Consider the following 13,358-nt stretch of genomic DNA (forward strand, 5'->3'; position numbering starts at 1 on the left):
GGAAAAGCCGCCCGGTCTTCACCGCGGGCGTCGCGGGGATCTCGTGCGGGGAGGTGCCCGCCCCGTGCGGAACCGCGCGGACCGGATGGTCCCGCACAGGGGGGAGGAAGGCCACAGGATGCCCCTTCGACGGTTTCCGAAAGGGGTTCCAGGGCGTCACGAACAGTCGGTCACCACAAATGACCGACCGGGGATCACTCTTGAGCGAAACTGATCACCATACGCACGAAGTTGACAGTCGGGTCACCGGAAGTACGCCCTGACCTGCACGATGCTTCCGGCGACCCGACGGGGCGTCAACTCGCTTCGGCCTCCATCGCCGCCACCAGGCCGGCGGGGCGCATGTCGGTCCAGACGCTCTCGATCCGCTCCAGACACTCCTGGCGCGACCCCTCGGCGCCCTCGCGGTCCCAGCCGCCGGGGACGTCGAGGTGCGCGGGCCAGAGGGAGTACTGGGCCTCGCGGTTCACCAGCACGACGAAGCGCCCCGATTCGTCATCGAAGGGATTGCTCACGTTCCCACCCGTTCTCGATATCTCGTTCCAGTCTTTTTTCACGCGCGGTCCGCCCGGTTCCACCGGGCGGCCGAAGCGGGATTTCCCCGTCACCGCGCGGTGCGCGCGCCGCCCCCTCCGAGGGGGCTTCGCCACGACCGCGGAGGCAGGCGGTCCACCCCGCTCCTGATCGGGACGACGAGCGCCCCCGGCCAAGACTTCCCCCTAAAGCGGAACTCACTCCGATCACATTAAAGGATCCTCCTCGGCCAAGGATGTGGACCTTCATGTTACTTTCCAGTAATTCATCAGACGGAAAGCTCGGAAAGGGCGACGGTCATATGCCAATCATTGCCCCCGGCTGGATATCCGGCCACCGAAAGCCCGTTTTGCGTTCAGTTGTTCCCCTATCACCCATCCGATTCCGGCTGACCGCCCGAACCACCCGCCGGTTCCCCGTTACGCCCCTCACGGGCGCGCCACGCTCCCGTGCGCCGGGCATGCGCCCCGCCCGAAAGGCAACCTCCAGCCGGAAAAAGTGGTCTCCCGGCCACCGGTGCACGTGCCGGACGGCCGGTTGACGACGCTGCTCCACCCCGGGTCCGGAAGGACGCGCCTCCCCCGCGCCGGCCCGGAAGGGGGTATCGGTCAACAACGGTTGACGGTCACCACGACTTCTCGACACATCCCGCTCCGTAACCCCACACTTCCGGGGAGTGATCACGGCTCACGGGGTAACCGGGATGTGAAGCGCCGCCGTCCCGGGGCGGCGTCCGACGCTGGAGCCTTCGTGTCCCGAGCCAGTTCCCCCGTCCCGCCCGTGTGCCGCGAGATCAAGTGGAAGACCACCGCCTTCCTGCTCTCCGACTCCTGCCGCGTCCCCCTCGAAGCCACCGTCCGCTACCGGTCGCGCTCCCCCTTCACCGTCGAGCTCACCCTGCACACTCCGACGGGCGACACGGTGTGGCGCCTGGACCGGGACATGTTCCTCGCGGGCACCGAGAGTCCCGTCGGCATCGGCGAGGTGCACATCCGCCCCGCCCCCTACGACCAGGTCGTCCTGCGCCTGGGCGACCCGTCCCACACCGCTCTGATCGGCCTCGGGCGCGGGCCCGCGCTGCGCTGGCTGAACACGACGTACACCGTCGTGCCGGCCGGGACCGAGAGCTCCCACATCGACTGGCGGCCGCTCCTCGACGTCCTGGCCGACTGACGTCCCCACCGACCGGGCCTCCGCGCGCGACGGCCCGGGCCGCGCGGCCCGGAGCCCTTCGCCACGGTGGGCGCATACTGGCCCTGTGGGATGGTCGCCTCCTTCTGCGGACGACCTGAGGGAGCGACTCGGAAGCGAACTCTTCCGGCGCGTCGCCGGGCCCTCGGGCGAGCGGACGCGCGCCCGCATCCACGGAACGCCGGGTCCCCGGTGGTTCGGTCCCGACCGGCCGATCCGCACGGTCCACGGCGACGCGGCGATGTTCGCCGGGGGTCTGACGGCGCTGCTGCTGCAGTCGCTGCACCCGTCGGCCATGGCGGCCGTGGCGGCCCATTCGGGCTTCCGGGGCGACCCGTGGGGAAGGCTGCAGCGGACCAGCACCTTCCTCGCGGTCACGACCTTCGGCACGGCCGACGACGCGCGGCACGCGGTGGAGCGCGTGCGCGCCGTCCACGAGCGGGTGCGGGGCACGACGCCCGGGGGCCGGCCGTACCGGGCCTCCGATCCGCACCTCCTGGGCTGGGTGCACGTGGCGGAGGTCCACAGCTTCCTGCGGGCGCACCTGCGCTACGGGGCCGTGCCGCTCACCCGCTCGGGCTGCGACGGCTACGTGGCCGACACGGCGCGGATCGCCGAGGAGCTGGGGGTGGAGGGGCCGCCCCGGAACCTGACCGAACTGGTGCGGCGGATGGAGTCGTACCGGGACGAGCTCGACGGCACCCGCGAGGCCCGGGAGGCCGCCCGGTTCCTGCTGGTGGACCCGCCGATCCCCTGGCAGGCCCGGGCGCCGTACGCGCTGCTCGCGGCGGGGGCGGTGGAGCTGCTGCCGCCGTGGGCCCTGGGGGAGCTGGGCCTTCCCCGGCTCCCCCGGCCCGCGAGGGCCGCGGCGCGGGCGGGCGGACGGCTGGCGATCGGCGGGATCCGCTGGGCGATGGCCCCGCCGCCGCCCCCGCCCGGTCCCGGCGGAAGACCCGGTCCTACCGGAAGAACGCCAGGTAGTAGTCCGTGAACGTCATGCGGTGCCGCCCGTCCTCGTCGGAGGCCGACGGGACGAACTCCGGCGCGTTCTCGATCTGTTCCTTGGTGCAGCCGACGAAGACGGTCTCCGTCTCCCGGTCCACGGCGGTGACGACGCCGGCGGGGATCACGACCTGCCGGCCCAGGATCCAGGGACCGGTGTCCACGACCAGGTGGTACCGGCCCGCCTCGGCGGAGTGCTTGTCGATCTTCCCGATCCCGCCGTCCGTCGCTTCGACCGCGTAACCGGTCAGGTCCGTGTCGATCGCGTGGAGCGCGGTACCGGGAAAGGTCCATATGTCGTGCTGCAAGGCTGCTTCCTCTCTTCGAGGTGTACGGGGTGGAGGGGTTGTAAGGGTTGTACGGGTTGTTCGGGATGTGCGGGGTCGACGGGGCGCGCGATCGGCTGCGGCCGACCGGGCCTTCTACCGGCCGCTCGCCGGACTCCCGGGGCTCTCCGGCGTCCGGGTCTCGGCCGTGGTCCGGTACGACGGCGACGGTCCGGGAGGTGCCTCCCCCGCCGCGGACGGGGCGCCGATCGACCCGGTCAGCGTCGCCCCGAGCACGGCCAGCGCCGCACAGGCGGCGAGGGTCCGGCCAGAGCGGTGGGGGCCGGGGTCCGGGCGCGACGCGGTGTCCGTCGTCTCCCGGTCGCCGTGCGGGGTTCGGACCCCCTCCGGTGTGCCGACGAGGCCGCCGAGGGGCGACGCGCCGTCTCCGCCCGGCATGGCCGCCAGTACGCGGAAGCAGGTGTCGGCGTCGGGCCGGCCGGTCTCGTCCGGGTCCGTCATGGCCTCCACCAGCCCGGCGAGGTCCGCGGGGAGGCCGCCGGGAACGACGGGGGGCCGGTGCAGCCTGGCGACCGCGGATTCCAACGGGGCTCCTCCGTACTCCAGTTCGCCCTTGAGCGATTCGAGGAGCACCAGACCGAGGCTGTAGACGTCCGCCGCCGGTCCGGCTCCCTTGCCCAGGACCTGTTCCGGCGCCATGTAGGCGGCGGTTCCCACGAGGGGGCCGGTCTCGGTGCGGGTGGCGGTGTCGAGCAGCCGGGATATGCCGAAGTCGGTCAGGTACGGGAGGCCCGTGCCGTCCAGGAGGACGTTCGACGGCTTGACGTCGCGGTGCACGACGCCGGCCGCGTGCACGTGGGCGAGCGCGGAGGCGAGCGCGGCTCCGGTCCGGGCGGTCTCGTGGGGCGTGAGGGGCGACGCGGCGATGCGCCGGCGCAGTGTCGTTCCCCTGACGAGCTGCATCACGAGGTAGGACCGCCCCTCCTCCTGTCCGGAGTCGTACAGGGTCACGAGGCCGGGGTGCCGCATCTGGGCCAGCAGACGGCCCTCGTCGTCGAGGTGATGCCCCGTCCGGAGTTCGTCGCCGCCCGGCCGGAAGAACTTGACCGCCACCGGTCGCCGCAGCCGCAGGTCCAGCGCCTCGTACACGTCGGCCGCGCCTCCGCGTCCCAGCAGACCGTCGAGCCGGTACCGTCCGTCGACGGCGTGGGCCGTGAGCCGGAGGTCCGGTCGGACCGACCATGGACGGGCCATCATCGACGCTCCCTGCGTTGTGTTGCCGTCTTCGTGTCTTCTGTCTTCGTGTCTTCTGTCTTCCGCCGTTGGCCCGTTCGCGGGCGCACCGGTCGCGGACCGCCGCGCGTTCAGGGTCGTGGACGCCGCTCGTGCGCGGGTACAGGGGTACGCGTGCCCCGGGAGTGCCGGTGCATCCCCGCGCGGGACCGGGGAATTCGGTGGGGAACCGGGACGGCGGGACGGTACGACCGTCCGCACGACCGCCGGGCCGGGCGCCCGGAAGAGCGGCGCGCCCTCCCTTCGTCGACCGTGCGTCCGCCGTAGCGTGACGGCCCGAAGTCAGGTGGTCCGGAGTACGGCGGTCCGGGGTCCGGCGAGGAGCGAGGAGTGAGGACGTTCATGGGACAGAGGGACGACGGCGTCGACGTGGTGGTCGTCGGAGCGGGGGCCGCCGGTCTGGCCTGCGCGGCCGATCTGGTCGCGGGCGGGCTCCGGGTGGAGCTGCTGGAGGCCTCCGACGCCGTGGGCGGCCGGATGCGCACCGACCGGGTCGCGGGCTTCACCGTCGACCGCGGCTTCCAGGTGTTCAACACCTCGTATCCGCAGGTGAAAAGGCGGTTGGACCTGCGGGCCCTGCGGCTGAGGCCGTTCACGCCGGGCGTGCTCGTGCACACCGACGACGGGTTCCGCCGCTTCGTCGACCCCACCCGTCGTCCCCGCGAGGGCCGGGACCTGCTGCCCGGGCGGCTCGCCTCGGCCCGGGACCTGGCCGCCCTGGGCGTGCTGTCGGCCCGGGACGTCCTGGCGCCGGTCCGGTACCTGCGGACCCGGCCCGACGCCACCACGCTCACCGCCCTGGCCGGCGCGGGCGTCTCGGCGGACCTGGTGGAGACCTTCTTCCGGCCGTTCCTGTCGGGGGTGTTCCTGGAGGACGAGCTGGAGACCTCCGCCCGCTTCTTCCACCTCGTCTGGCGCACCATGCTGCGCGGCACCCTGTGTCTGCCGGCCGACGGCATCGGAGCCGTACCCGCGCAGCTGACGTCCGGGCTGCCCGGTGGCGTGCTGCGGACCGGGGTGCCGGTCGCGTCGCTGACCGACCGGGGCGTGGCCCTGGCCGACGGCGGCGAGGTGACCGCCCGCGCGGTGGTGGTCGCCACCGGACAGCGCGCCGCCGCCGGGCTGCTCCCTGGTCTGGAGGTGCCGGACGGACGCGTCGTCACGACCTTCTACCACGCGGCGGAACGCTCACCGCTGTCCGAACCGACGCTCGTGGTCGACGCGCGGCGCCGCTTCCTCAACACCTGTGTCCTGACCGAGGTGCACCGGGGCTTCTCGCCGGACGGCCGGGCGCTGGTGTCGACCTCCGTCCTCGGGGACCCGGGTCCGGAGCGGGAGACGGAGGTCCTCACCGCCCTCTCCGAGGTCTACGGCACGGACGCCCGGTCCTGGGAGCCGGTGCACCGCGTCGTGGTGCGCGACGCGCTCCCGGCCATGCCCCCGCCCCTTCCGCTGTCGCGCACCGGCCGTTTCGCTCCCGGCCGGTACGTGTGCGGCGACCACCGGGCGACGGGCTCGGTCCAGGGGGCCCTGGCCTCGGGCGCCCGTACGGCCCGGGAGGTCCTGGCCGACCTGTGACCGCGCTCCTCGCCCGGTGAGGGGGCGGGCCGGTGGACGGCGCCGCGCGCTCCTCCGGCCCGCGTCGTCAGGACCGCACGTCAGAACCGCACGTCGGAGCAGGCGTAGAAGGCGTTGCCGGTGTCGGCGACGGTCCAGACGCCGAGGATGAGGTGACGGCCGCTCTTCCGGGGCAGGACGCCCGTGTGGGTGACCGTGGCACCGGGCCGCTGCCCGCCGAAGGGCACCGTCAGGAACGGCTGCGGGTCCAGGTCGGCCCTGGTCAGCGGCTTGGTCGGGTCCCAGCCGTCCTTGGTGACGTAGTAGCGGAAGTCGGTGGTGGCGTGGCGTGCGGTGATCCGCCAGACGAAGGTGTGGTTCTGGCCGGCGGTGAGGGCGGTGGCCGGCCAGTTCCCGCCCCGCGGGTCGTCCAGCTCGGAGAAGCGGCCGTTGCCGCCCGCGCAGATGGTGCCGTCGACCGGTCCGCGCGCGGGGAAGCCCTTGAGGCCCTCCACGCTCGGCGGCTCCCACTGGATCTGCCCGCATCCGCGGACGGTGCCGTTGCCGCAGAGCTGCTGGCGGCTGATGGGCGAGTCGGTGTAGCCGTGGCCCTGGGCGCTGCCGGTGGCGGCGAGCAGGGTTCCGCCGACGAGGCCGAGGCCGAGGAATAAGGAAGTGATCTTCCTGCGCATGACGTGCTCCCGTGGTCCTGGGAAACGAGTGGGGGCGGACGCGTGCCCCGGGTGTGCCGCCGGTTCGAGAAGCGGGGGCGGGTCGGGGAACGGAAGCAACCGGAAGACCCGCGTCCGATGCGGTCTAGACCAAGTGAAAGGCTAGACCCGCCACTTGAACATGTCCATACCAATGGGAAGCGCGGACGCCGAGGGCCCGCTCCCCCGCCGCCGAGCAGGTGAGCGGGCCCTCGGCACCCGTCAGCCGGGCAGGTCGCCGTCGCCGCCCAGGTTGGCGACCATGCGGCGCAGGACGTTGACCGTGGTCACGAAGTCGGCCGTGTCGACGCCTTCGTGCACCTGCCGGTGCACGCGCAGGTTGCGCTCCCCGGCCCGGACGCGCCCGGCCTCCCCCTCCTCGGTCAACGTCATGAGGCCCGCGTCCTCCGTCAGCCAGCCTCGGTCGACGAGGTCGTCGAAGACGCCGTCGAAGTCGATCCCGAGGTCGTCCCACTTCGTCAGCCGCTCGGTCAACGCCGCGCGGGTCCACCCGCCCGGCTCCCCGGCGACGTGGTTGAGCGTCCACCAGTGCGGCTGCGTGAGGTCCTCCACCGCCAACTGCTCGCGGAGGGCCCCGACCACCAGCCGGTACGCCGTGCCGGCCCACGCCCCGATGGGCTGGGCGGCCAGCTCCTCCTGCGCGTACTCCCTGAGCGTCACGCTCATGTGCCCCTCCTCGTGATCAGCGGAATGCGATCACCGTAGAACCTCAAGCGCGGTTGGGATCAAGGAGCTTCCCCCGACCGGCGACACCGGACGACCGGATGACGGACGAGGCCCGCGGATGGAACGATCCACAGCGTGATCGCCCGGATGCGCCACGCCCCGCGCCGGGTGGTCGTGCCGGTCTGTGCCATCGCGGCCGCCCTGGTCCTCGTCGGCGCCTCCGCACACGTCACCGACCTCCTCAGGCACGGTCCGCACCCGTACGACTGGGCACCGGACCGGCTCGACCTCTCCTGGCCGTCGCTCGCGCTGTTCGACGTGCTCGCCGCCGTGTTCCTGATCAGGGGCAGACGCCTGGGGACCGACCTCGCCCGCGCCGTCGTGTCCACCGACCTCGCCGGACGAGACGGCGCCCGGGCGGGAGGCCGGCGCCTTCCCGGCGACACATCGGGCGACGCATCGGACGACGCATCGGGGCGTACGGAGCGACGGGAGTTCCTATCCTGTACGTGTTCATCGCGTCACTCTTCGCACAGGGAGCTTCTCGTTGGGTACGCAGTCTCAGACGGTCGAGGCCGGGGCCGGGGCGCCGTGGCACGAGCGGGCGCGGGAGGCCGTCGCGTTCGGCGGCTTCGACCCGCGCCTCGCGGCCGAGGCGGAGGAACTGGCGCTCGCGGGCGGGTTGACCCCCCGGGACCTCCGGATCCTGCTGCTCGTGACGGACGACCACCCCGGCTGGCTTCCCGCCCGCAGGCGCGCGCTCGCGGCCCTGGGCTCCCGCCCGGAGGCGGCGCAGCACGTACTGGTCCTGCACGCGCAGCGGGAGGCCTGGGCGCCGCCGACCTACACGGAGTCCGCCGAGCCGCTGCCGGACGGGAGGACCCTCCACCGGGCGGAGGTACGGATCGGCCCGGCCGACGCGGTCGTGAACGGCCCGGCCCGCACGGCGCCTTCGTCGGAGCGGGCCCGCCGCGCGGCGGCCGACGCCGTGCTCCGGATCCTGGCCGGCGTCGGGACGGAGCGGCTGCGGCCGCCGGGCATGGCGGCGGAGCGGTTCGAACCCCTCCTGGGCACCCGGCTCGAGGGCGCGGAGGACCCGGGCGAGGAGCTCCGCGCCGAGCTCGTGCGGCGGACGGGCGCCTCGCGCCTGCGGCACCGCGACGCCCTGCGGCTGCTCTTCGGCACGGAGGCCCCCGGCTGGCGGGAGGTCCGGCTGCTCGCCCTCGAACAGACGGCGCGGATGCCTCCGTCGGCGGCGACCCTGCTGCAGTGGCGGGCCGAGGCGTGCCGTGCCGGACTCCGCCACGCGTCGGTGGAGCGCTCCGGGGGCTTCGCCTCGGCGTGGAGCTGGACGGAGGCCGACGGCCGGGTCCGTACGGGTCCCGAGCGGGTCTCCGACGACCGGCGCACGTCCCTGCACGCCGCCGCGGTCGCCCTGCTCGCCCTGCTGTGCGGGCTGCCCGAACCGCGGGACCTGGTCGTGGAGAAGCCGCGGAAGGCCCCGCCCCGGATCCAGCCGGTGCCGGAGGGCAAGGACCCGGTGAAGTACCTGAACAAGTACACCCAGCTGGAGGTGATCACGAGGCCCGAGCCGACCGTCACCTCCAGGCCCAGAAGCATCACCTTCACGTACACGTGCGAGCACGTGGCGACGGGCACGACGGTACGGGCCACGGGCACGGCGCGCGTGAAGGGGGACGCGCGCCAAGAGGCGGCCGCGGCGCTCCTCGACGAACTGGCCCGTCTGGACGCGCGGACCGCCTCGCGGCCGGAAAGGTCCGCGACTCCGGTGCCGCCTGCCGTGCCACCTGTTGTGCCGTCTGTTGTGCCGTCTCCCTCCGTCCCCCTCGTGATCCCGAGGCCCCGGCCCGCGCGTCCGGCGGTCGTCCTGCCGGCACCGCGCACGGAAGCGGCCCCCACGGCGCCGGAAGTGCCGGAGGCACCGGCGGTAACGGGGAACCCGGAAGTACCGGGGACGCCGGGAGCACAAGGAACTCCGGAAGCGCCCGGGACTCCGGGAGCAGCGGAGGGAGCGCTGTCGGCCGGGGCCGTGATCGGTGAGGCGCTCGCGGCCGGATGCGCGCTCTCGCTCGTACCGCCGACCGGTGACGAGCCGGTGGCCGGGATGCTGGTCTACCGGGCCGACGGCGCGCCGATGCCCGGGGTGCCGCTGCCCGCCCCGCTCGCCGCGACCGTCCGCCGGCTCGTCGTGCCCGCGGCCGAGGGGCCCGTGCCGGTGGCCGGCTGGCTGCTGCCCCTCGCCGGGGCCGTGCCGCTCCTGCTGGGGCGGTCCCGGTTCGCCGCGTGGCACCCCACGGCCGTGGAGTGGGAGCAGGCGGCCCGCCTGGGCGTGCGCCTCGTGGCCGCCGGGCTCGTACGCCCGGCGCTCGGCCCCGACGGGATCGGCCGGTGGCGGGTCGGCCCCCTTCCGGACGCCGTCTTACAGGCCGTGGACGAGCTGGCGCGCCACATGTCGCCCCACGCCCACGCCGTCACCGCCGACGGACCCGCGTGGTCGGCGCGGGAAGCGGCGCCGCCCGCACGGGAAGCGGTCCTCGTCTTCCTGGACGCCGTGGCCGACGGCCTGGTGCGCACGCCCGCGGCGGTCATGTTCGGCTCCGGGCCGTTCACCGGCCCCGCCGGCGGTCGCGTTCCGCCCCCGGAGGCCGAGGCGGTGCGGCCGTGGCTGGACGCGGTCGAGGACCGGACGGACGACGGCCCGCTGCCCGGCCTCGTCCTGGAGATGCGGGACCCCTCCGAACAGGAGGCCCGGGAAGGGCGGCTGACGGGCCGTCTCCTGCTCCGCTCCGGATCGTCCGGTCAGGAGGCGGAGGACGAGGTCGCGGCCCATCCGCTGTGGTCGGGACGCGCCTTCCTGCGCGGTGTCGACCGGAACCGGTCGCGCGAGCGGGTCGGACGTCGTCTGGAGCGGCTGGAACGGCTGTGCCCCGGCCTGTCGGGCCTGGCCGCGCGGCCCGGGGCGTTCACGGTGGACGCGGCGGGAATCGCGCGGCTCCTCCGGGCGGAGGAGGAGCTGGCCGCCGCCGGGATGCGGCTGCGCTGGCCGGACGGCCTGCGCCGGGGGCTCTCCTCGTACGCGGTCGTCGGCACCGCGACGGACACCGGGAGCACCGGGGCCCCGCGGTTCGACCTCCAGGCCCTGCTGGACTTCCGGTGGCAGGTCGCCCTCGGTGACGACACCCTCGACGAGGCCGAGATGGACGCGCTCGCCGAGGCCGCCCGGCCCCTGGTGAGGGTGCGCGGCCGGTGGGTCCTGCTCGACCCCACCGTGCGCGCCCGCGCCCGGCGCCGGGAGATCGGCCGGCTGACCGGGATCGACGCGCTCACCGCCGCGCTCACCGGCACCGTCGGCGTCGACGGGCACCAGGTCGCCTGCCGGGCGGCCGGCGACCTGGCCCGTGTCGTCGCCACGCTGCGCCGGGGCGAACAGGTCTCCCCCGTCCCCGTTCCGGCCCGGCTGAGGGCCGTGCCGCGCGGCTACCAGGAACGCGCCCTGGCATGGCTCGCACACACCGGCCGTGCCGGGTTCGGGGCCGTCCTCGCCGACGACATGGGCCTCGGGAAGACCCTCACCGCGATCGCCTACGTCCTCCACCGCCACGAGACCGGGCACACCGGCCCCGTCCTGGTGGTGTGCCCGTCCTCCCTGGTCACCAACTGGCAGCGGGAGATCGGCCGGTTCGCCCCCCATCTGGACGTGGTCCGCTACCACGGCGCCGACCGGAGCCTCGCTCCCGTCGGCGGGCGCACGGTCGTCCTCACCACCTACGGCGTCCTGCGCCGGGACGCGGAACTCACGGACGTCACCTGGGACCTGGTGGTCGCGGACGAGGCCCAGCACACCAAGAACCACGCCTCGGCGACCGCCGGGGCCCTGCGGTCGCTCACCTCCACGGCCCGGCTCGCCCTGACCGGCACCCCCGTGGAGAACAACCTCTCCGAGCTGTGGTCGCTGATCGACTGGACCAACCCGGGCCTGTTCGGCACCCTGAAGGCGTTCCGGTCCCGCTACGCGACCGCCGCCGAACGCGAACCCGACGGCCCCGCCGCCCGCGCCCTCGCCCGTCTCGTCGCGCCGTTCGTCCTGCGCCGCACCAAGAGCGACCCCGGCATCGCGCCGGAGCTGCCCGCCAAGGTCGAGACGCGGAGGATCGTCGAACTCACCCCCGAGCAGGTCGCCCTGTACGAGGCCGTCGTCCGGGAGACGATGGACCGGATCGCCGACTCCTCCGCCGCCACCCGCTCCGGCCTGGTCCTGAAGCTGATCACCGCGCTCAAGCAGATCACCAACCACCCCGCCCACTACCTCCGCGAGGCGCATCCCGGTGCCGCGCACGTACGGCCGTTCGGCCGGCGGTCGGCCAAGCTGGAGGCGCTCGCCGAGCTCACCGGGACGATCGCCCGGCGCGGCGAGGCCGCCCTCGTCTTCACGAGTTACGTCGCCATGGGCCGGCTCCTGGAGGAGCACCTCGCGCATCTGGGCCACCGCCCGCTGTTCCTGCACGGCGGTCTGGACGCCGGGCGGCGGCAGGAGCTCGTCGACGCCTTCCAGAGCGGCGGGGCGCCCCTGCTCGTCCTCTCCCTCAAGGCCGGCGGCACCGGGCTCAACCTGACCCGGGCCAGCCACGTCGTCCACTTCGACCGCAGCTGGAACGCGGCGGTCGAGGACCAGGCGTCCGACCGCGCCCACCGGATCGGCCAGCGGCGGACCGTCACCGTCCACCGGCTCGTCACCCGGGGCACGATCGAGGACCGGATCGACCGGCTCCTCGCCCACAAACGCACCCTGCAGAACACGGTCCTGGCCTCCGGCGGCACCGGGTTCGCCCGCCTCACCGACCGTGAACTCGCCGAGCTCGTCCGCCTGGGGGCGCCCGCATGACCACGATCCCGCCCGCTCGGCGCGCCGCCGCCGAGCCCTCCACCCGTACGCCCCTTCCCGCCGGGAACTCCGGGAGCGGCACCGCGACGGACGACCGGGCGGCCCCCGCGCCCGAGCCGCGAGCGGCCGGAGCCGTCCCCTCTCCACCCACGGGCGCGGAGGACACGGCCGCGGACGCGACCCTCCTCCCCGCCCAGGGCGTACGGACCGGCCCCCTGCCCCCGCTCCCGCCGCTCGATCTGCACGGCACCGCGCCGGTCCTCGACGCGGTCACCGTCGAACCGCCCGCGCCGCTGCCGGACCTCGCCGTCCTGCGCGCGCTCGTCCGGGACGCCGCCCGGCGCGCCGCCGCGCTCCTCCAGGGGCACGTCCCCGAGGCCCACGACACCGTCACCGATGTCGTCCGCTTCACCGTCGGCAGCGGCGGCGCCCATCTGGAGACCGCCGCCGCCCATCTCGGCCTCACGCCCCTCCGGATGCGGCAGCTGACCGCCGCCTACCACCACGGCGGTCCGCACGGCGCCGCCGCCTGCCTCTCCCCCCGACCCGCCGATCCGGCCGTGCTCGCCGGGGCGGAAGCCGCGGTCCGGCCGCTGCGCCCCTTCCCCGGCACCCCCGTCGAGCTGCGCCCCGACCGGCTCGTCGATCCGCCCGCCGGGGTGGAGCTGCGCCACGGTCCGGACGGGCGCTGGTATCCGTACGCCGACCGCCACGGCGCCCCGCAGCCGGTCGCGGGGCCGCACCGGGACCCGGCCCGCGCGTACAAGGCCGCCCGCCTCGCCCTGCGGCAGCACCGCTGATCACGGGGGCGCATGCGGGTCGGCCGCCGGGGTAGCCGGGGCAGTGACCGGAGGAAAGGAACAAACACCATGAAGCCGTCACGTCTCGTGTTCAAGCCGCTCTCCCTCGCGGTGAGCGCAGGAACCGGCGTGCTCGCGGGAGCCGCGTTCAAGAAGACGTGGCAGATCCTGGGACACGACGACGACACTCCCGACGCCACCGACGAGCACCGGGGCTGGGGCGAGGTCCTGCTCGCCGCGGCGCTGCACGGCGCGATCTTCGCCCTGGTGAAGGCCGCCGTCGACCGGGGCGGGGCCACGGCGGTGCGCCGTGTGACGGGCACCTGGCCCGCCTGATCCCGCACCGCTCGCCGAACGACGGCCGGAGCGCCGCCCCCCTTCCACAGGGGGGCGG

11 protein-coding genes are annotated in these 13,358 nt (G+C 74.5%); 6 read left to right on the top strand and 5 right to left on the bottom strand.

What is annotated here, in order from left to right:
* Positions 1-296 precede the first annotated feature (296 nt).
* Complete coding sequence (locus ACWGSR_RS09115; RefSeq protein WP_453564867.1) at positions 297-515, bottom strand: MbtH family protein; 219 nt, start codon at positions 513-515, stop codon at positions 297-299.
* A 769-nt stretch (positions 516-1,284) separates the two neighbouring features.
* Between ACWGSR_RS09115 and ACWGSR_RS09120 the strand changes: the two genes are divergently transcribed.
* Together ACWGSR_RS09120 and ACWGSR_RS09125 are read left to right on the top strand one after the other, a co-directional pair.
* Positions 1,285-1,707: an SsgA family sporulation/cell division regulator gene (locus ACWGSR_RS09120; RefSeq protein WP_376242839.1), complete on the top strand. Its 423-nt coding sequence runs from the start codon at positions 1,285-1,287 to the stop codon at positions 1,705-1,707.
* Positions 1,708-1,792: 85 nt separating this feature from the next.
* Complete coding sequence (locus ACWGSR_RS09125; protein WP_453564870.1) at positions 1,793-2,716, top strand: oxygenase MpaB family protein; 924 nt, start codon at positions 1,793-1,795, stop codon at positions 2,714-2,716.
* Here ACWGSR_RS09125 and ACWGSR_RS09130 read toward each other — a convergent pair.
* Both ACWGSR_RS09130 and ACWGSR_RS09135 read right to left on the bottom strand, forming a co-directional pair.
* Positions 2,685-3,035 carry a PRC-barrel domain containing protein gene (locus ACWGSR_RS09130; RefSeq protein WP_376246571.1) on the bottom strand — a complete coding sequence of 117 codons (351 nt, stop codon included), beginning with the start codon at positions 3,033-3,035 and terminating at the stop codon, positions 2,685-2,687. The two genes, ACWGSR_RS09125 and ACWGSR_RS09130, sit on opposite strands and share 32 nt — an antisense overlap.
* Before the next feature lie 114 nt (positions 3,036-3,149).
* On the bottom strand, positions 3,150-4,271 hold the full coding sequence (locus ACWGSR_RS09135) for a serine/threonine-protein kinase (protein ID WP_453564873.1): 1,122 nt from the start codon (positions 4,269-4,271) through the stop codon (positions 3,150-3,152).
* A 378-nt stretch (positions 4,272-4,649) separates the two neighbouring features.
* On the opposite strand from ACWGSR_RS09135, the gene ACWGSR_RS09140 reads away from it, so the two are divergent.
* Positions 4,650-5,885 (top strand): NAD(P)/FAD-dependent oxidoreductase, encoded by a 1,236-nt coding sequence (locus ACWGSR_RS09140; RefSeq protein WP_453564875.1) that lies wholly within the window; start codon positions 4,650-4,652, stop codon positions 5,883-5,885.
* A gap of 80 nt (positions 5,886-5,965) precedes the next feature.
* Here the strand turns inward: ACWGSR_RS09140 and ACWGSR_RS09145 are convergent, their stop codons facing one another.
* Together ACWGSR_RS09145 and ACWGSR_RS09150 are read right to left on the bottom strand one after the other, a co-directional pair.
* Positions 5,966-6,556: a lytic polysaccharide monooxygenase auxiliary activity family 9 protein gene (locus ACWGSR_RS09145; protein ID WP_453564878.1), complete on the bottom strand. Its 591-nt coding sequence runs from the start codon at positions 6,554-6,556 to the stop codon at positions 5,966-5,968.
* Positions 6,557-6,796: 240 nt separating this feature from the next.
* Positions 6,797-7,261 (bottom strand): MarR family transcriptional regulator, encoded by a 465-nt coding sequence (locus ACWGSR_RS09150; RefSeq protein WP_376246581.1) that lies wholly within the window; start codon positions 7,259-7,261, stop codon positions 6,797-6,799.
* Positions 7,262-7,808: 547 nt separating this feature from the next.
* Here ACWGSR_RS09150 and ACWGSR_RS09155 point away from each other — a divergent pair.
* The 3 genes from ACWGSR_RS09155 to ACWGSR_RS09165 all read left to right on the top strand — a co-directional run bounded on the left by ACWGSR_RS09155 (position 7,809) and on the right by ACWGSR_RS09165 (position 13,300).
* Positions 7,809-12,164, top strand: coding sequence for an SNF2-related protein (locus tag ACWGSR_RS09155; RefSeq protein ID WP_453564881.1), 4,356 nt, complete (start codon positions 7,809-7,811; stop codon positions 12,162-12,164).
* Entirely contained in the window at positions 12,161-12,964 is an 804-nt protein-coding gene (locus ACWGSR_RS09160; RefSeq protein WP_453564884.1) for a hypothetical protein, read from the top strand. Before ACWGSR_RS09155 ends, ACWGSR_RS09160 begins: the two co-directional genes overlap by 4 nt.
* Positions 12,965-13,033: 69 nt before the next feature.
* A complete protein-coding gene (locus ACWGSR_RS09165; RefSeq protein ID WP_351974210.1) occupies positions 13,034-13,300 on the top strand; it encodes a DUF4235 domain-containing protein in 267 nt (88 codons plus the stop codon).
* Positions 13,301-13,358 lie beyond the last annotated feature (58 nt).

Source organism: Streptomyces sp. NPDC055632 (genome assembly GCF_053618675.1).